Origin of the sequence: Cellulosilyticum sp. WCF-2 (assembly GCF_003990395.1) — a bacterium.
GTDB classification, from domain to species: domain Bacteria; phylum Bacillota; class Clostridia; order Lachnospirales; family Cellulosilyticaceae; genus Cellulosilyticum; species Cellulosilyticum lentocellum.
On the sequence record NZ_CP034675.1, the window covers coordinates 3,817,565 to 3,834,903 of the forward strand.

23 protein-coding genes and 2 pseudogenes are annotated in these 17,339 nt (G+C 31.2%); 2 read left to right on the forward strand and 23 right to left on the reverse strand.

All coding sequences use genetic code 11. The annotated features are described in order from the left end of the window. Nucleotides 1–109: 109 nt before the first annotated feature. From EKH84_RS17205 to EKH84_RS17290, 18 genes and pseudogenes are all read right to left on the reverse strand, one after another. Nucleotides 110–478, reverse strand: a complete 369-nt coding sequence (locus EKH84_RS17205; RefSeq protein ID WP_127067251.1) for a toprim domain-containing protein — start codon at nucleotides 476–478, stop codon at nucleotides 110–112. 202 nt (nucleotides 479–680) lie between these two features. Then, a complete protein-coding gene (locus tag EKH84_RS17210; protein ID WP_013657847.1) occupies nucleotides 681–1,037 on the reverse strand; it encodes a hypothetical protein in 357 nt (118 codons plus the stop codon). A 360-nt stretch (nucleotides 1,038–1,397) separates the two neighbouring features. After that, complete coding sequence (locus EKH84_RS17215) at nucleotides 1,398–2,024, reverse strand: CatA-like O-acetyltransferase (protein WP_127067252.1); 627 nt, start codon at nucleotides 2,022–2,024, stop codon at nucleotides 1,398–1,400. Nucleotides 2,025–2,156: 132 nt separating this feature from the next. Beyond that, the gene (locus EKH84_RS17220) at nucleotides 2,157–2,573 is read right to left on the reverse strand and encodes a pyridoxamine 5'-phosphate oxidase family protein (protein WP_127068136.1); all 417 of its coding nucleotides are present in this window, start codon (nucleotides 2,571–2,573) and stop codon (nucleotides 2,157–2,159) included. A gap of 397 nt (nucleotides 2,574–2,970) precedes the next feature. Then, complete coding sequence (locus EKH84_RS17230) at nucleotides 2,971–3,561, reverse strand: hypothetical protein (RefSeq protein WP_127067254.1); 591 nt, start codon at nucleotides 3,559–3,561, stop codon at nucleotides 2,971–2,973. A gap of 287 nt (nucleotides 3,562–3,848) precedes the next feature. Further along, the gene (locus tag EKH84_RS17235; protein ID WP_127067255.1) at nucleotides 3,849–4,448 is read right to left on the reverse strand and encodes a hypothetical protein; all 600 of its coding nucleotides are present in this window, start codon (nucleotides 4,446–4,448) and stop codon (nucleotides 3,849–3,851) included. A 109-nt stretch (nucleotides 4,449–4,557) separates the two neighbouring features. Next, a complete protein-coding gene (locus EKH84_RS17240; RefSeq protein WP_127067256.1) occupies nucleotides 4,558–5,640 on the reverse strand; it encodes an acyltransferase family protein in 1,083 nt (360 codons plus the stop codon). 86 nt (nucleotides 5,641–5,726) lie between these two features. Then, nucleotides 5,727–5,867, reverse strand: coding sequence for a zinc-ribbon domain-containing protein (locus EKH84_RS17245; protein ID WP_127067257.1), 141 nt, complete (start codon nucleotides 5,865–5,867; stop codon nucleotides 5,727–5,729). Between the two features lie 159 nt (nucleotides 5,868–6,026). Then, nucleotides 6,027–6,323: a YciI family protein gene (locus EKH84_RS17250; protein WP_013657854.1), complete on the reverse strand. Its 297-nt coding sequence runs from the start codon at nucleotides 6,321–6,323 to the stop codon at nucleotides 6,027–6,029. A gap of 243 nt (nucleotides 6,324–6,566) precedes the next feature. Next, nucleotides 6,567–6,941: a DUF2500 domain-containing protein gene (locus EKH84_RS17255; RefSeq protein WP_127067258.1), complete on the reverse strand. Its 375-nt coding sequence runs from the start codon at nucleotides 6,939–6,941 to the stop codon at nucleotides 6,567–6,569. A gap of 256 nt (nucleotides 6,942–7,197) precedes the next feature. After that, nucleotides 7,198–7,275 (reverse strand): annotated as a pseudogene (locus tag EKH84_RS22990) (hypothetical protein); the annotation flags it as partial. A 73-nt stretch (nucleotides 7,276–7,348) separates the two neighbouring features. Beyond that, on the reverse strand, nucleotides 7,349–7,597 hold the full coding sequence (locus EKH84_RS17260; protein ID WP_127067259.1) for a hypothetical protein: 249 nt from the start codon (nucleotides 7,595–7,597) through the stop codon (nucleotides 7,349–7,351). 7 nt (nucleotides 7,598–7,604) lie between these two features. Then, complete coding sequence (locus tag EKH84_RS17265) at nucleotides 7,605–8,162, reverse strand: Type 1 glutamine amidotransferase-like domain-containing protein (RefSeq protein WP_127067260.1); 558 nt, start codon at nucleotides 8,160–8,162, stop codon at nucleotides 7,605–7,607. 164 nt (nucleotides 8,163–8,326) lie between these two features. Continuing rightward, nucleotides 8,327–8,812 (reverse strand): GNAT family N-acetyltransferase, encoded by a 486-nt coding sequence (locus EKH84_RS17270; protein ID WP_127067261.1) that lies wholly within the window; start codon nucleotides 8,810–8,812, stop codon nucleotides 8,327–8,329. 393 nt (nucleotides 8,813–9,205) lie between these two features. Then, a complete protein-coding gene (locus EKH84_RS22220; RefSeq protein WP_013657858.1) occupies nucleotides 9,206–9,370 on the reverse strand; it encodes a hypothetical protein in 165 nt (54 codons plus the stop codon). 161 nt (nucleotides 9,371–9,531) lie between these two features. Beyond that, nucleotides 9,532–9,672 (reverse strand): HNH endonuclease, encoded by a 141-nt coding sequence (locus tag EKH84_RS22995; RefSeq protein ID WP_127068146.1) that lies wholly within the window; start codon nucleotides 9,670–9,672, stop codon nucleotides 9,532–9,534. 813 nt (nucleotides 9,673–10,485) lie between these two features. Continuing rightward, nucleotides 10,486–11,691, reverse strand: coding sequence for a tyrosine-type recombinase/integrase (locus tag EKH84_RS17285; protein WP_127067263.1), 1,206 nt, complete (start codon nucleotides 11,689–11,691; stop codon nucleotides 10,486–10,488). A 57-nt stretch (nucleotides 11,692–11,748) separates the two neighbouring features. Further along, nucleotides 11,749–12,015 carry a hypothetical protein gene (locus tag EKH84_RS17290; RefSeq protein WP_127067264.1) on the reverse strand — a complete coding sequence of 89 codons (267 nt, stop codon included), beginning with the start codon at nucleotides 12,013–12,015 and terminating at the stop codon, nucleotides 11,749–11,751. A 168-nt stretch (nucleotides 12,016–12,183) separates the two neighbouring features. On the opposite strand from EKH84_RS17290, the gene EKH84_RS17295 reads away from it, so the two are divergent. Both EKH84_RS17295 and EKH84_RS17300 read left to right on the forward strand, forming a co-directional pair. Next, nucleotides 12,184–12,576 carry a helix-turn-helix domain-containing protein gene (locus EKH84_RS17295; protein ID WP_190283379.1) on the forward strand — a complete coding sequence of 131 codons (393 nt, stop codon included), beginning with the start codon at nucleotides 12,184–12,186 and terminating at the stop codon, nucleotides 12,574–12,576. Next, nucleotides 12,569–13,024, forward strand: a complete 456-nt coding sequence (locus EKH84_RS17300) for a hypothetical protein (protein ID WP_127067266.1) — start codon at nucleotides 12,569–12,571, stop codon at nucleotides 13,022–13,024. Before EKH84_RS17295 ends, EKH84_RS17300 begins: the two co-directional genes overlap by 8 nt. Nucleotides 13,025–13,178: 154 nt before the next feature. Here EKH84_RS17300 and EKH84_RS17305 read toward each other — a convergent pair whose 3' ends face one another. From EKH84_RS17305 to EKH84_RS17325, 5 genes and pseudogenes are all read right to left on the reverse strand, one after another. Then, the gene (locus EKH84_RS17305; RefSeq protein WP_127067267.1) at nucleotides 13,179–13,787 is read right to left on the reverse strand and encodes a hypothetical protein; all 609 of its coding nucleotides are present in this window, start codon (nucleotides 13,785–13,787) and stop codon (nucleotides 13,179–13,181) included. A 16-nt stretch (nucleotides 13,788–13,803) separates the two neighbouring features. Further along, nucleotides 13,804–15,369, reverse strand: a pseudogene (locus EKH84_RS17310) (VWA domain-containing protein); the annotation flags it as partial. Between the two features lie 92 nt (nucleotides 15,370–15,461). Beyond that, on the reverse strand, nucleotides 15,462–16,340 hold the full coding sequence (locus tag EKH84_RS17315) for an IS3 family transposase (RefSeq protein ID WP_127067269.1): 879 nt from the start codon (nucleotides 16,338–16,340) through the stop codon (nucleotides 15,462–15,464). Continuing rightward, nucleotides 16,337–16,672 carry a transposase gene (locus EKH84_RS17320; protein ID WP_190283380.1) on the reverse strand — a complete coding sequence of 112 codons (336 nt, stop codon included), beginning with the start codon at nucleotides 16,670–16,672 and terminating at the stop codon, nucleotides 16,337–16,339. Before EKH84_RS17320 ends, EKH84_RS17315 begins: the two co-directional genes overlap by 4 nt. A 141-nt stretch (nucleotides 16,673–16,813) precedes the next feature. After that, on the reverse strand, nucleotides 16,814–17,338 hold the full coding sequence (locus tag EKH84_RS17325) for a host-nuclease inhibitor Gam family protein (protein WP_127067271.1): 525 nt from the start codon (nucleotides 17,336–17,338) through the stop codon (nucleotides 16,814–16,816). Nucleotide 17,339: the final 1 nt, after the last annotated feature.

Here is a 17,339-nt window from a genome sequence, read left to right on the forward strand (position 1 = left end):
AATATAGTCATTATATCAAGTTTACTCAACTATTCAAGTAAGCATTACAATTAAGTATAAGTAAAAAAAATATCCTGTATTTATATATTATATCTTTTTACTCATATACTTAAGTAAGGATAACTTCCCGGTCAAAGTCAGTTGCTGAAATAACACCTTCCACATCTTCTCTATCTATCAGGTCCTTTATAATATTGAGCTGTTTTCTAGCGCCCGCATCTTCTATCGCTTTATTCTTGCCATCACTTTTTACTTTATATTTAAATTCCTCAGGAATAAAAGGAAATTTTTCAAGACGCCAGCTTTTCATACTTTCGTCATAGTCTTTTGCGTCATAAAGTTGCAATAAGTGTCCAAAGGCCCATGTAATCAGATAGTCTTCTCCTTCATAATAGCCATCTCTTTTCGTTTTAATATCAAATGCATCTGCTATATTTTTAGCTACTGAAGGTTTTTCTGCAATGATTACCTTTTTCATTATTAACGCTCCTCCTATTAATCTTATGCAACATGTCTACCTAACCTTTCCTATTCGATAAAATAGACACAAGAAGATTCGTTGTGTCTAGGGATAAGTTCATGTAATTGTATTTATTGTAACATATTTCTGTTAAAAATGCATCCCCTGTGAATGAAGGCCTAAAAAGGAGCCATTGCTCACTTGCAACAGCTCCCCCGCCTTACTCTTCTTCTTTTGCTTCTGAAGTTTTTTCTACTGAATCTGTTTTCTCATCCTCAGCATAGTTCATAAAATCTTTAATCTTAACATATTCTATGTCATCGTCATCATCTTCATAGATGCTTTCATCAAACTCTTCATAGTTTTCATCTAACTCATCAAAGTCGTCATCAAAGTATTCGTAATGCTCTTCTAAGTCTTTTTCTCTTTTCTTTGCGATCCAAATGACAATAGCTACTAATACAGCGACAACACCAATGGCTACAGCAATCCATGCGCCTTTTTTACGATCGTCTTTTCTCATTAGTTCTCTAACCTCCTCAACTGTTAGTGGGAACTCTTTCCATCTTGTTTTCATAGTCTCAGCTCCTTTTCGTTCCGTATAGAACATTATACCAATTTCTAAGTTTTATAACAATATCAATATCATTTTTCCTATCTCATTATTTTATCTGATTTTATTTAAATTATACAGAATAACTAAGAGATAGCAAGATTTGAATACTATATTAATTCCTACGTTTTTTTTATTATATCATAGTTATATAAATTTTTTTTAAATTTTTGTTAGGGAATCTCTTCTATACTTACGACGCAACACAAGTAAAATTCACACTGAAATCTCAAGCATAACAAAGCCGCTTTAGATATTCATCTCTTAAAGCGGCTTTTATTATACTCTTTTATATATGCTTCTTCTCTATCTTACATCAATCATTTACATTTCGTTTAAATAGGCTTGTAATTTCTCTGCTAATTTTCCCATATGTACACCGTCAACGAAGGAATGGTGGGCTTGAACAGAGAAAGGTAATCTGTATCTTCCATCTTTTTCATACATCTTCCCCCAATCAAACATAGGTACGGCATTGTATTTTTTCCCAGAATCCGTATGTGAAATATGAGTGAAAGAAATCCAAGGGATTGAAGAAAATTGATAGATATCATTTCCCATAGGACCAGTAAAATATTCTTTTTGATTGTCATTTACCTTTTTTGCTGCTACTTGAAAAGCTTCCATAGAATCTGTCATTTCAACAACTATATTTTTCATTAATTCTGTCTCTTGATTTAAGTAGGTAAAGGAGGTCTTAATATCTTTATATAACACAACATTGCCATCTTCAAACCGGTATCTAAATTCTTCGATCTCATTTGCTGCTTTGGAAATCATATAAACCATTGCAAAGGTAAAAGACCATTTGTTCGCTTTGATTACTTGGTAAAAATGTGTCACATCCAATTCAAAACTAATATCATATTTGGGATTTGCATACTCTTTAAAAATCTGACAGTGCATAGCCCTTTTCCAATTGCTTAAATCAACTATCTCATAACTACTCATATCATTTTCTCCTATCAGTCACTTTACTTCCTATTATCTCTTGTTTTTCCCTCAGTCATCTTATAAATATATAAATATTTAACTTGATTAATCAGCTCAAGAAAACATTTTAATATATTCTTTCCTAAGAACTTAAACATTAAAATCCTCAGATTTAAATTGACTATAAAACCTACCACTATGTATAGTTATACGGAGCACACAATAATCTGGGTCTGCCACTCCCTTGGAATAGTACATGGTATCTCCTTCTTGCCATATCATTTCTTTACTTTCTTTATCTTCTAGCACCTCCACTGTCCCTTTTAACATCACCCCTCTAAAGAAACGCTTATCACAGAAATAAAGACAGGCTTTAGGACTACTTTTATATTGTTGGACACGCATAGATGAGGTATTGGTAGAAAAGTAAAACACCTTAATACCTTCTCTTCTCCGAGGTGGTAACATAGCTTTTGTATTTGGAAAGCCTTCCTCATCTACTGAACCAATAAAAGCCACTCCTTGCTTATCAATTAAATTACCTATTGTTTGTTCTGGGTTTCTCATCATCCTATTTTCCTCCTCATTACCTTCTAACTCATTTACTCATATTTCGCTCTCATTTAACTAACATTTTTTAATTATAGCTCTATTATGTTATGTATATATTCTGAATACCTAGAATGACCTTATCACTAATCTTAGCACAGGTTAGTTTCCTTGAATTAATTTATAAGCATGCTCATAATCATTCCTATGGACATAAATATAGTACATACAGCTAAATTCGCTTCTTTCACCGAAACTACCTTTAACTCCTCTTCCCATGCCTGTAAATTCTGAATTATTATAATTAATAGTTTTATATGTATATCTAATATTATTAGCTACAAATATTATCATTTATATAATTCTATAGCCCTAATAATCATTTTCTCTAATTCTAATATAGTAAGCATTTGTTCTATATTTCTTTAAATGTTAATTTAATAAAAACATTATTATCATTTGCATTTAAAGTCCGTTTTAATTCATCCATATTAATAGGAATACCTAAAGTAACATTATCCCGAGTAGAATCAGCTGAATTAGCTTGATAAATATATATTTCTGTTCCTATTTCTAAATTGATATTACTAGAAAAAAATGATTGTGAGTATTGATCAAGTGTTTCTTCTAACTCATAACTTCCACTAGCGTATGCGCCTTCTTCCCCTATAAGAAATCTTATTTTATCTTCTTGGATGTTTATAGCCAATGTTTTAGTTTCTTCTTTTTTACTAGCATGATCATTCATAAGACTAGTAATAATTTCTTTCTTTATTTCTTCTCCATTCCTGTAAAATTCATAGGTTAATAGAATTTCATAGTCCTTATCTATAGGAAGATTATTTATATGGTAGAATGATGCTTTATTACCAGTAAGATTGAGTAAATACTCCTCTTTCTCTGATAGCTTTTCGTATACCAGTTCTGTATAAGGTGAATTAAGTGATTGACAGCCTCCCAAAAGTACTAAAGCCATCATAATTACTGTAATCTTTATTTTTTGCATTATTAATCTACCTTCCATCAAATTATTTGTTAGTAATCATGCTTAATATACTGACAATTTCAATATCACTCAATGTTTTTTCTGAACATTCATTAATATTTAAACACTTATAGTACCAAACCATATTCTTTGTGTAGTATAAATTTAGATGCACTCCTGCTCAGTCTATAATTATCATTAGTAATATAAAATGCGCCACTACAATAAGCTAGTGAATTATTATCTCTCATCCGCCAAAAGGTTTCTTGGTTCCTTAATCTCCTTTTCATATGCTAATTACTTTATCATTATCTTGAAATCTCAAAATGTACCTTAAGAGATTCTAAACCCAGCTCATCTTCTTTTGCTAATCGTATCGTTTCAATGGGCACACCATACTGCTCTATAACTTTTTTCGGGTCTGCCCAACCATTATTAAATTCCTTTTCCGTTAGTCGCCCTATTTCTGTTTCTTTAAATTCAAAATAATAAGTTTCCCCAATAGTCAACCCTTTAGCACGTTCTTCCCCTATAAAAATAGTAAATGGACCATCTTGAAAACAAGTTACAATAGCCACCTGAGGAGTAGTAAAATCAAGACAATAATCGGGCATAACATCACGTACCGTAGCACTAAATCCTCCCACAACTTTAGTTGGAATGGTTGCTTCTTGATATTCATCAAGAGTTTCTTTTAATGTTGCATTCTCAACTAATAACTGATTATACTGCTCTAAAGTAGTATTATACTTATCTAGATACTTATCAAGTTGAGCTTTCAATTCCTCATTCTGCTCTAATAAATTGTTCTGTTCGCTCTGTGAAATTTCTGCACCAGAGCATCCCACACATCCAAATGCTATCAAACAGGATAACATTATATTTGGTATATATTTTATGTGCCTCACTAACTTCCTCCTTTGTACCTCCATCCATTAATGTATTATCGCAATTATTAACCCTGTTAATAAACATGGCCTACCTTAGCATATTTTAATAAAGTTATCTAAAAACCTTTTATACATGAAACATTTTTTCTTTTTCACCAAAAAGAAATCTTATTCCTGGTATTCTTTTAATAACCTCACAGGTAAGTAGAGTCATCACTAATGTTCCTACTACCGATACGAAATATAGAATCATAACAGATTTAGTAACCTTACATAAATAATATTGAAATACTACTAACCACCCAAAGTGAAATATATAAATCATAAAAGATCTAGATGTCATATACCTTGTAATTACATTATTCTGATTAAAACTGCACCTAGCAAGTCCTAAAAACCCCAAAATACCAAACCATGCAGCACACACATTACAAATTGTATCTACAATCCCTATTTGATTTCCTTTCCATACAAATGTATAAGTCAAAATCACATCAAACACAAGCATAATAGCCAAATACAAATATCTATATTTAGTCATTCTCTCTAGAACATCTTCCTCTGACAGAACATAATAGCCTATTAAAAATAGAGCCAAATTTCCTCCAATGCTTTTACCTCCAAAATCTAAAATTGGTGTCATCATCAACGGAAAAAACATTAAGATTGGTAAATAAGCCGTCTTAATTTTAGCAAAAGAAAGCTTAGGTAATATCTTTCTCTGCACTGCAATCAATAATAACGAAATCATTGAAATAATAAATAGAAAAAGCAAAAACCACAAATGTCCAGGGGTTAAACTTCCGTCATATCCGGTTAAATCTGTAACATTTGTTAAAAAAACTTGATAATGCTCAAAAAAACTTCCCGAATAATTATTGTGATACTTGTCTGACATATATGTCATTAGCGCCACCACTGTAAATCCACCTGTAATTAATGGAATTAATAGTTTTTTAACTCTTTCTATCGCAAATTGTCCATAGCTCCTATTTTTCATAGCATATCTCGTACTCATTCCAGCTAATACAAACAATAGCGGCATATACCATGGCGCTATAAAAATAACAGGTGATGATAATACCTTATTTTCATATAACCAGATATAATTTCCTTCCCAACCATTCCATGCCATCGCTGCATGAAATGGAATCAAAAAAACAATCCATAACCAACGCAAATTATCAATATAGTACTTTCTATCACTCATTTCTAATTACCCTCCTTAACAGCTATTCTAATTCTTAATGTATCTAATAGTTTCTTAATGTAAAAGAATCCTTTTTATTTTTTCTCTTAATTTCCCTCTAAAACCACTTTATATCCAACAGGCTTTCTAACTACTTCCTCTTTTTTCATAGGTTCACCACAATGAGAACATGCTACTGCATTAGGTGAAATATCTTTGTCGCACATGGGACATTTAATTAATGGCATATATCTCCCTTTTTATTTTTTATATATTCAGAATTAATTATACTATAATTAGAAAACCGGGTCTACCTTCAATCAAATAAAAAAGCCTAGAACTATTTAGCCCTAGACTTTTAACATTTCTCGTATTACTAAAAGGATTCACTTTTGCTATTTAGCAAATTAACTATTAAACCATTCACTAGGTGATTGATTAAAGTAATGTGGCGCAAACTCTATAACACGGTAATCTTGTATATTAGCAAGCTTAAGTGGCTCAGATGTTAGATAAGCTTCTACCTTTTCAAGAGATTCTGATTTCATAATAAATAGTCCACCACTCATATCATCTTTAAGCCCAGACATTAATATGAGGCCTTCATCCATTGCTTTTTTAGAATATGCCATGTGTTCTTTCATGATATTGTCATTCATTAGTTCTGCATTTTTTATTATACCTTCAACAATAAAGTACTTCATTTTTATCATCCTCCTTTAATCGTATTAGCCTATTTTTCGTAAATATTTAATCTTCTTTATTTTAATCCTCCTTGACTAATATAAACAAGTCATCTTTACATATAAACTAACTTACTCTGTATTTTTACAATTCACTCTGCATAGCTTCTTTCCTACTAACAACTATCTCTAATAATACTAATTATAATCCTACATAAAAATAAGACCAATTCTAAGGTTACTCAATCTTATGATTCCATATCATTATTGAATTCGTTTAAATCCTAGATAACGTGTTCCTTGAAAAGTAAGTTTTCCTTTGTCTTGTTCAATAAGTATACCATATTCTGTTCCCTGTACCTTTAATTCCATACGGTCACCACTATCAACCTCAAAAGTAATATAATATGTGGTCGACGATGAATTATGCATATTGTCATGATGATGATGGCTAAGATTAGTACGCTTGGCTACAACCACTGCATCCACAGAAAGCACGGGGGAATCGTTATTCTTTTTCCATTGTTTAGCGGAACTTATTAAAGCAAAGATAATAGTTCCAAATACTAATACGAAGACTAAAAATATAAATATAGGAACAATAGTAAACATTGCATTATCAAATGGCGAAAACATCATTAGCTTACCTCCGAAACATAGCTCTTTTTATTTAAGTATACACTTTTTTCAATATAAAATCTTTATTTTTATTTAGTACAATAATGATCTCATGAATAGAATTTTAAACAAAGAACAAGACTACTCCGAAAGTTATCCGTAAAGATATTATCACTCTAATCCTCCCACATTAAATAACCTATAAATATCCTTTTAGAAAAATGATTCTAAAATTTCTTGTAGTATTATTTTCAGATAATTCTTCCATTAATGGTAATCAAACACTATCCATGCCGTTTCTATCACATGCACCAAATATTTTATAATTACATTCTCTTTCTCTAAGCGTCATATGATTTGCACCACTATATTAATATATTATTTATAAACAAAATAACTTTATATTTTTTATTCATAGCATTTCTCCTTTAAACTCCCTGACGGTATAAGATGGTATACCATTCCTTTAAATAACCTCTTTGCCTCTTTAGATAAAAAAGAAGGAGGCCTGATTCTATCAGACTCCCCCTTAGTCTTGCTTCATATTCAATTCTTATATCTATTTCATTTTTACTCATATATCCTGTTCTTGTTGGTATGCTCTTTGGTGGACAAGCTATGATATCATCTTCTTTCCATTCTTTTATGTACTCATTAATAGTATAATAAATTAGCATTTATAGATCATTCGATAATGACAATATCTTCATTTTCAAATACAATCGCTTGCATATTTCCTAATCTTATTCGCTCTTCTCTATCTTTTTTATAGTGTCCTGCTTTTTCACAAATATCATCACTGCAATGTACATCTAAACTACATTGTAACAACCCTAAATTATTTGTCATATTGTTGGCAAATATAATGCTTCCTGCACTTACTCCAACTACCACGCCCCCTTTATTAATAAATGATTCTATTTTCATGTTGAAACCTTGTTCCCTAATTCGTTTTAATAAATACTCCGGATTTCCACCACATAAATATATTATGTCATATGTTTCTAAAGTATCTTCCTTTATATATTCATGCAAATCATAAACGCATATATTTTCACGCCTAATACCGCACTTGAGTAAATCATTCAGACACTTTGGTAACACTTCTATAGCATCTGGAGAAATAGCTGCTGTCGGAATAAACATTGCTTTAACATCAGATATCTCTCTATTTAACATATTCATAAATGCTTCTTCAATAACTTTTGTTTCTAAACCACATGAGGTAAGTAAAACATTCATATGAATAACCTCCTCTATCAATTTAAATTTATCTAATTCTCTTACATATAAAATTTGTTTATTTTATGCATTTTGTATCTCTTGTTAAATGAGCCATGATTATGACCTTCTTGACCAATATTATATACTCATTAATAGTATAATAAACTGGAATTTACATTTCACTACAAAGTTATTTCATATTCAAGATAATCTCCTGAAAATGCAGAATCACCATTATTATCTCTCCTTTGAACGAGCTGAAATCCTACACTTTCATAATTGTGAGGTGCGATTAAATTACTATTTGTTCCCACAATTATTTTTTGGAGATTTTCATATTTCATAATTCTATCAATAGCCTCACTAAGTTGTCTCTTCCCATATCCTCTACCTTTATATTTAGATGCAATGCAGTTATGACCAATTTCCACATACTCTGGCATGTTCCTTGGGTCCCATGAAATATGTCCAATTGGTGTATCCTCTAATACCGTTATAAAACCGTATTTATCAGCAATATTTAAATTATCGAAGAAAAAATTATCAAATTCTATCCAATCTTGTTCAAAGCATTTTCTATACCTATCATCAAATGAATAGCCGTCTAATAACAATTTGTACAGTATTCCTCTATCAAATTCACTTATTTTTTTAAATGCCAGGTTCATATCTAAGACCTCCAAAATTCTAATTTATCTAATTCTATTACATGTAAAAATTTTCATTTTAGGCATTTTATGTCTCTTGTTGAGGGCTCGCGGTCTTTAGCATAAGTTTTTATTTTAGTCTAATTAATAAGGGTATTATATTCTCTTGTTTCATTAGCATTAATATCACCGTAGTAAGCATCATCGATAAATATTTTTTATTTTCTTAGGCTATCAGAATATGTATTCTTTCTTGAAATTTTAATCATGCAAATTCACCCCATTATATAAATAATCTTTATCAAATAAATTATCTAGTTATTCTACCAAGTGCTATCTTAACAATTAAGTTAAACGCCTATATTACCAATCCATCCTGATACCATCTCTCACCTGCAAGTAATAAATGATGTACTAGCTATTCTTTTTAATATATATCTTCAAGGCCTTAATTCCTAATAGGCACAACCTAATAATAAAAACAACTAACACTAATAGAATAACTGTACTAATTCCTTGTAATAATAAATCCCAAACAAGTGAGTTGTCATACCCTATTACACGCCCTACTTCATCCATATATATTCCTCTTTTCTTTAAGAAAACCATTACCCATCTTTTTAGCTCTTATCTCCCTCCTGCAAATTATAAGAGGTTTAAAAGTTATTATTCATTGTTATTAATTATATAAACCTTAAGATTAGGCCTACTACAATTAGTCCGTTCGCAATAAACCACTATCACCCCTTTACACTACTATCTTCAACCTGCAAGTTGCACACCCTACAAAGCACGGGCACATTATCTTCATCAAGCCTCAGCTCTGGATAATCCTTAAACGACTTAAAATGATGTCCTTGAAGGTGTTCAATCGTAAGTATCTTTCACTTGCTCCAATACTTCTCACAATAAGATTGTTCTTTTACTTTTCTATTCCATAGTTTCTGCCAAGCATATGATAAGTAAAATTTGCGTTTCTCAAGTGAAATATTTCTGTTGTATAAAGTTTTAGCTCTACAAGTATAGGTTGTGTAATATTATCTTACTCTTGTTTCTATATTCTTTGTTTTTAATGCACTAATGCTTTTATACATATAACCGCTTTTTAACTTTATTATATTCTGATTATTTTATATGTTCAACAAAATCTATTTCCCTTCTTAGTTAAGAAGCTCTAATTGGGAGTGTTAATGACTTAAATTTACCTCGTATTAGCTTTTACTACCTCATTTAACAACTTTACTTTCCTTTGTGTCTTAGTTTCACTTTGTGATACCTACTCATTTCTGCTTTCAAATTAGTAAATTTTGTACGTGGAATGAGGTCTTTTTAAGGCCTTTATGCGGCAAATCTGAAGTTATGAGGCCTTTATAACAAATTGGTGAATAGGGTATTAAGGAAGAAAAATGGCAAAAAAATAGACCTAAGACATTTCATCTTAGATCTTAATTTACTGAGGTAAATAGCTTCTGTTTATACACCATTTACACCATTTTTTCTTTATTTTAAATGCATTTTTCATAACATCTTAATTGGCTTAATGCCATGAGCTTCAACCATTCAATTACATTCCATCTAAATTAAATGGTGTTACTTGATATACATAGTAATTTAGCTGAACTTATTTGAGATTAATCTAAAAATGTTGATTTTACAATATTTATAAACTTATTTACTCCAAATAAATTTATTATTTACTCCATTTTTACGCCATCCATACTAAATACGCCATTATTTATATCCAATTTTAGCTTTTCTATTTCATCTAACTGATGTTCTTCTAAAACATGAGTATATAAATCCATGGTCATAGCTAATGTAGCGTGTCCTAAGTATTTTTGTATAATTTTAGGTTTAATATTACTCTCAAAACATCTTGTTGCAAATGTATGTCTAAAGGTATGAGCTGAAAAAGTTTCAAATTTATCCACTTCATCTCTCATCAAATTAATTTCATCAATAATTGCTCGTATTGCATCGCTGCATAATTGTGAATTTAATGGTGTCCCGTATTTAGTTGTAAATAAGAGGTCCTTATATTGTTCATGAGGTTTAGCATATGATTTACTCATGACCACATCCCTCTGTCTCTTTTGCTTTATCAATACTTCCATGCATTGATCATTAATAGGTATTTTACGATTACTAGTTATAGTTTTAGGCTCCCCTAAATAAAAGTTCTTTCCTTTTCCTTTTTCAATTTCCTGATAGGATAAAGTTTTATTAACGATGATCTGCTTACTCTTAAGTTCAATATCTTCCCATGTAAGAGCAGCAATTTCGCCTTGTCTTAATCCTGTATAAATCAATACAGCAAAAAGATTGTAATAAAAAGTACCTGCTGCACATTCAAAAAAAATTTTCTGCTCGTCTTCGCTTAGCACTCTGATTATTCTCTTCGGCTTATATATTTTCACTCCCTTTACGGGATTTTTAACGACTAGATCATCTATCATCGCTTTATTAAATAAATCCAATAAAATGACCTTAGACTTATGCTGGATTTCATAGCCATATCCATTCTTCTTAATTGTATTGATTAGCCCTGTAATCTGTAAATGAGTAATCTCTGAAATTTTTACTCCTCCTAATATAGGACTAATATGCTTGTAGTAAGTTGTTTCATATATTCGCCTTGTATTACTGCGAATTATTCCATATTTATATACATTAAGCCATTTTTCGACCCATTCATCTAACATAATGTTTGTGTCTATTACATTCAACTTATTCTTATCTTCATATTTTGCCTCTTGTAAAGCTTCTCTTACTTCTTTCAAGTTAGTAGCATAAAGGCTTTTTCTCTTCCCGAATCTATCAAAATACCTCGCATGATAGGTTCCATCTTTTCTCTGTGTAATACCTCTACCTAATTCTTTACCTTTTAAATCTTTTCCCATATTAACACTTGTAAAAAATACCAAATATCTATACTTAGTATATCATTTTTTTCGTATTTATGCTTTACAACTATTCAACTTCCTCACATACAACTCACCATTTACAGCTCTCACTACCGAATACTCTCCATAATGAGTAAACTGGTCACTAATTATATCGTATAAAAACATTTGTATACACTTTGGTTGTCTCATAATAAACTCATACTCAGCCAATATATCCCACAACTCTACTTCTCTATCTTCCCTTATTTTTTCATACCTGCTCTTTGCATACTCCATATATCTTAATAACTTTTTTGTTACTTTATACCCTTTATACATTGGGCCTGTCTCCTTTCCAATTCACCAAATTACATGTTAACAACTTGCTTTATTTTTTCCTTAATTAAAATATACCATTATGCTTTACATATTGCTCTATGAAATCATTACCAATATACATATAAATAGGTCTCTATGCTAATACTATCAATAAGTGAGGTGCTTAAAATGAATGAATATGAAAAATATGTAAAAGCAGGCGCACGCTTAAGGGAGCTTCGAAAAACAACAGGCCAATCGATCTTTGCTGTAGGGCGAGCTATAGGAGTTTCAGGGAGCTATATAAGTCAGATTGAAAATGGCAAGCGCCCTGCCTCAGATAGTGTGCTTGTGGCTCTGGCAGAACTGTATGGTGTGGATAAAAATGAACTTTTTGGATATTATGGCAGAATGACTGATGATGCTATTGAAAAAATAATGGACATACCTGCCCTTAGGCGTTTATTTACTAAAATCACCTCAAAGAGCAACCTCACACCCGAGGAACTAGAAGCCTATATAAGCGACTTTAAGGAAGCGGCACAAGAGCTATACAATAAAGGAGATAATTTAAATGATTAATCATTTTATGTACATGTATTCAACTTTTTTGGTTGACACCTTCGGATATGATTTAGCTGTACGACTAGAAGAAATTTTTTACGGACTCGCAATGTTTATATTGGGTGCTATTGCTATGGGTTTTCTTACTGCTAACTTTATTCTGCGGTTACATGGCCTTAAAGACTTTGGAAAAGGGAAACTGCGCTTATTACGTTACGATAATGGTTATAAGTCTAAAGAAATGGTTACTGTTAAAAATATATGGAGTAGTTTTCAGGTAGTGTTATTATTATCATTTAGCCCATTTTTTACTATTAAGAGGTTTGCTGAAAGGGATGAAAAACGTACTAAGCGATTTGTGAAAATTTTGTTTGTGGTGGTAATAATTATTTTATTATTTGCCTTTATAGCCTCTTACTCAGTTTTAAGGGAGCCAATTATGCAAACTATGAATGTAACAATTTAATATTTATTTTATAAAAAATGGGGATAGTACCTTAATTGGTATTACCCCTAATTTTAAACATTGATACTCGTACAGTATTCCACAAAAATTAATTGAGCTGATACATAAAAAAGCATAGACTATTTTCTTATCATACAGTTTCATTAAAACTTTCTTAGGGTCTCCAAGTCTCTTTGGTAGTAGGTTTATATTGGCAAAAATAATACCAATTACCTTCAATATGATTATCTTTGTAAATTTGCCCTAACTGAAATGTTTTCATTCTTTTTTCAATTATTTCTTCAAAGTATATTATACCTACTTGATATTCTTCTTTTGTTTTGGTTGTATAGGTGTTATAAAATCTTATCTGATAGGTATTATTCCCTTCATTATCCCAAATAGTACGTTTGGTTATTATTGATATCCACTTTGAATTAAATAGTTTTTTACTTATTTTTAACAATTTAGACCCTTCTTTGAAATTTTTGTCATATAATTTCTGCTCTTCACTTTTAGAATAGTCTTCTTTGTCTTTACCCTCATAATTCCAACCACTATCATTGTTAGATCTTATTACAAATGAATTATCAATAACGGAAGTTGTTTGTTGTATATATTCTAAAGAATCCTTGTTTTTTTTATAAAATCGTATCATCTCTTCTTTTGATGGATAGCCAAGTTCGCCAAGTTGTGGTTTTTGACTATTGTAAAACACTGTTAATGTAAGTATGCTAATAAAACCTACTATAGTAATAATAAAAACTATCCCCCTCTTGCTCATATCTCAACACCACACTTTACTTGTTTAATATAACCGGCTCCTTATCAAATTTTACAACTACTGAAGCATCAATCAAATAGCCATTATAACCTCCTTCATATTTCATTTTATCTTCAGTATAAAAAGCTTCCAAAATCATTTCAAGGTCATTTGCCCACACTTGTGTATTGTTATTAACAAAATCATTAAGTCTACTTGCTCTTAAACGCATAATACTATACTCAGGAATCTCAATACTTATTTTAGGCTGCATTATTTCATTTTCTGATATAACATACACAAAGTCAGCCAGCCCAAAAGCATGGCCAAATTCATGTGCTACAACTATTTCATACTCAGCATCTGTAAGTGTATATGCGTCTATCTCTCCAGTATTAACATCTTTATATAATGGCTTTTTAAAAAGTTGTATTCCACAAGAACTTGATGGCATCCAATCATCATAACTGGGTATGCAGACAGGTTCTCTTGCATCTATTTCATTAAATTCTTTTGTGGTTAAATCAAGTTGCACTGCTATATATTGCTTGTTTTTAACATCAACATTAGTAAAATCGTTTATTCTTACTTCGCTTTTGATATTTTCTATCCCATCTTCAAAATCATAGATAGAACCACTAAGATTATCTGCCTCCCAATATTTTTCTATTCCACTTACAACAAGCCCGGCATACTTTCTGAATTCTGGTGTATTTTCTAACCCCATTGAATTTACACATTTAATATTAATATTAAATATTACTGTATTATCCTCTATTTCAATATTCACTGCATTTTTAGAATTACTTTTTATTTTTCTATTAGCATACATTTTTTCTAATGTTAATTGCGGCACGAGTGGATATGGATCTTTATTATCTATAATACCATCTCCATCAGTATCTTCTTTTCTAGGATCAGCCTTTGGATTAAAAATAAAAGAATAGTATTTTGTAGTCTTATCTCCCATCTTTTCTTCAACTTCTTTAACTTTGTATTTCCCTATTTCTTGACCATCATTCCAGCCATCATTATCAGAACATGGCACAAATGGATTCGATGTTATTATGTTTCCATTCGCTAATCTCATTCCAACAATTTCAAATGTATCAGGTACCCCATCATTATCCATATCAGTTAAATCAATATCTTCTAATGTGTCACTTTGAATCTTATAAAATGAATCAATAATAGCTGTTGAATTTTGAGCAAAGTAATATTTTCCTCCCGTTTTTGAAGCTAACACCTCTAATGGTTCATTACTCCGTTGTCCTCCTACATTTACTGTAAAACATTGTATAGAAGGTGTACTTTTATTGCATCTTATATATTCATCAGTAGTATCTCTCACATCTCCGTCACATAATAATATAATTATTCTCTTGTTGGAAGTACTATTGCTATTTAAATGATTTATAGCTACATCTAACCCAGCATCTGTATTGGTTCCACCAGAAGGACTAAGTTTATCAATAGATTTACTTAATTCTGCCATTTCTTTAGCATTACTTGCATTTTTCATACTACAAACCAAATTTCCCCTATCAGAAAAAGTTACTACACATGCCCTATCGCCACTTTTCATAAATCCTAAAAATTTTTGTGCAGCATTTTTTTACATTATTTATATTTTGGACTGCGGTGCTTTTTTGATACACCTATAACATAAATATAATTTTAGTATATTCTTACTATTTAAGCAATATTAACCGCCTCATATCTCATTAGATATTTTACTGGACTGACATATCCCAAATAAGAATGACGACGTTTTCTGTTATAAAATATTTCTATGTATCTAAACATATCACGCTTAAAATCTTCCAATCCAACATAACTTTTCCTATAGATTCTTTCCTTTTTAAGTGTTGCAAAGAAACTCTCTGAACATGCATTATCATACGGGCACCCTGGCCTACTCATGCTTCCACTTATTCCATTATCCTTAAGCATTTGTTGATAAGTCTTACTAGCATACTGGCAGCCCCTATCACTATGAAAAATTAAGTCCTTCTCCGTTCCTCTCCTTGCTATTGCATTAGCCAGTGCCTGCTTTACCAGCTCCCCATTAATCTTTTTGCTTACCCCATATCCTATAACTTCTCTGTTAAATAAGTCAATGACTACAGCTAAATAAACCCATCCTATGCTTGTTCTAATATATGTAATGTCTCCTGCCCAGGCTTGGTTAGGCTTGTTCGTCTTGAATTTCTGTTTAAGCCTATTGTCATAGTATTTTCCATCTGTTTTTCCATTATGGATAGGTTTATATTTCTTAGATGTTTGAGGATAAAAACCATTCGCTCTCATTATTTTTCGGATTTTATACTCACTTAAATAAATGCCTTTTTCTTCAATTTCCTTCTTTATTGCCCTGTATCCATAGGTCTGATCACTGTCATTAAAAATCTCTTCAACCCTATTTATTATTGATAGTTCTTTTACATGTTTCTCTTTATTCTTCCTTTCTTGCTGAATCCACCTATAATAATTCTGTGGTTTAACCCCTAGAGCTCTACACATCTTTACCACCGAAAATTCTTTTATAAGCTTTGATATAGCTTCATATTTCATGCGTGGGGTTCCATAAAGATGCGCAGGGATTTTTTTAATATTTCTACCTTTTCCTGCTCATTTTCTAATTGTTTCTTATGATAAGCAAGCTCCCTATCTCTAGTTTTAAGCTGCTTCTCTAAATCTTTGATTTTATTCTGCATTTCGTCAGATGAAGCTGGCTTATTTTCATTACTAATGATCCCATGCTTATTTTTATATTTATTAATCCATCTATAAGCCGTATTAACATTAATCCCTAGTTCTTTAGATGCAGCTGTAATAGATTTGCCTGATTCTAAAATATAGATTGCAGTTTCTTCTTTCATTTCTTCTGAATACTTGTTATACATTCGTATCTCCTCCATATGATGATATCATCATATCATAGGTGTCTCACTTTTTCACCGCACTCCAATTTCTGAGTGATGTGGTTTTCCCTGCTCCTGATTCTCCAATAATACAAATTGCCTTTGCCATGTGGCTCGCCTCCTCTAATACTTGATTTCTAGTTTCTCTTCTGTCTGAATCACCTCAAGGCCTGGAATATCCAACAGCTCCCCTGTTGCGACCTCCACAATCCCATTTGGTGTGGTTAATAAGTCTTTCTTAAAGTCCACCCATTTGAAACTTAAAGCCTCTTTCCGGCTAATTAAATCATCTCTTTGATTGGCCTTAGCCCACTCTAATAACTTGTCATTATTTTTTTCAAAGTCTAGTTTAGCTTTCTTCACTACTACATCACCACATAACAACTTCACTTTACGCTGAGTTTTGGTTTCACTTTGTGGTACTTGTTCAAATAGTTCTCTTAAATATTGCTCATGCTTCTCTTTTTTCTGTTCAAGACCCATCTTCTTTTCTTCAAATTGTTCCTTTAGAAGCTCTGCTCTCGCCTTAAATAATTCGTTTAGCTCTGCAATTGCTATATCAAGTTCTTTTATATTTTCTACTAATTGGTCCATCTCAACTTTTAGTTGAATTGTTCTTTCATCTATTAATGCTTGTTTACTCTCCATT

Coding starts and splice junctions, on each gene's coding strand:
- EKH84_RS17205 (WP_127067251.1), bottom strand. CDS start 478: ATGAAAAAGGTAATCATTGCAGAAAAACCTTCAGTAGCTAAAAATATA.
- EKH84_RS17210 (WP_013657847.1), bottom strand. CDS start 1,037: ATGAAAACAAGATGGAAAGAGTTCCCACTAACAGTTGAGGAGGTTAGA.
- EKH84_RS17270 (WP_127067261.1), bottom strand. CDS start 8,812: ATGAACCTGGCATTTAAAAAAATAAGTGAATTTGATAGAGGAATACTG.
- EKH84_RS17305 (WP_127067267.1), bottom strand. CDS start 13,787: ATGAGCAAGAGGGGGATAGTTTTTATTATTACTATAGTAGGTTTTATT.
- EKH84_RS17260 (WP_127067259.1), bottom strand. CDS start 7,597: ATGCTAATTTATTATACTATTAATGAGTACATAAAAGAATGGAAAGAA.
- EKH84_RS17220 (WP_127068136.1), bottom strand. CDS start 2,573: ATGAGAAACCCAGAACAAACAATAGGTAATTTAATTGATAAGCAAGGA.
- EKH84_RS17285 (WP_127067263.1), bottom strand. CDS start 11,691: ATGGGAAAAGATTTAAAAGGTAAAGAATTAGGTAGAGGTATTACACAG.
- EKH84_RS17245 (WP_127067257.1), bottom strand. CDS start 5,867: ATGCCATTAATTAAATGTCCCATGTGCGACAAAGATATTTCACCTAAT.
- EKH84_RS17300 (WP_127067266.1), top strand. CDS start 12,569: ATGATTAATCATTTTATGTACATGTATTCAACTTTTTTGGTTGACACC.
- EKH84_RS17255 (WP_127067258.1), bottom strand. CDS start 6,941: ATGATGTTTTCGCCATTTGATAATGCAATGTTTACTATTGTTCCTATA.
- EKH84_RS17325 (WP_127067271.1), bottom strand. CDS start 17,338: ATGGAGAGTAAACAAGCATTAATAGATGAAAGAACAATTCAACTAAAA.
- EKH84_RS17215 (WP_127067252.1), bottom strand. CDS start 2,024: ATGAGTAGTTATGAGATAGTTGATTTAAGCAATTGGAAAAGGGCTATG.
- EKH84_RS17250 (WP_013657854.1), bottom strand. CDS start 6,323: ATGAAGTACTTTATTGTTGAAGGTATAATAAAAAATGCAGAACTAATG.
- EKH84_RS17315 (WP_127067269.1), bottom strand. CDS start 16,340: ATGAAATATGAAGCTATATCAAAGCTTATAAAAGAATTTTCGGTGGTA.
- EKH84_RS17295 (WP_190283379.1), top strand. CDS start 12,184: ATGAATGAATATGAAAAATATGTAAAAGCAGGCGCACGCTTAAGGGAG.
- EKH84_RS22220 (WP_013657858.1), bottom strand. CDS start 9,370: ATGGATGAAGTAGGGCGTGTAATAGGGTATGACAACTCACTTGTTTGG.
- EKH84_RS17320 (WP_190283380.1), bottom strand. CDS start 16,672: ATGTATAACAAGTATTCAGAAGAAATGAAAGAAGAAACTGCAATCTAT.
- EKH84_RS17265 (WP_127067260.1), bottom strand. CDS start 8,162: ATGAATGTTTTACTTACCTCATGTGGTTTAGAAACAAAAGTTATTGAA.
- EKH84_RS17290 (WP_127067264.1), bottom strand. CDS start 12,015: ATGTATAAAGGGTATAAAGTAACAAAAAAGTTATTAAGATATATGGAG.
- EKH84_RS17230 (WP_127067254.1), bottom strand. CDS start 3,561: ATGCAAAAAATAAAGATTACAGTAATTATGATGGCTTTAGTACTTTTG.
- EKH84_RS17240 (WP_127067256.1), bottom strand. CDS start 5,640: ATGAGTGATAGAAAGTACTATATTGATAATTTGCGTTGGTTATGGATT.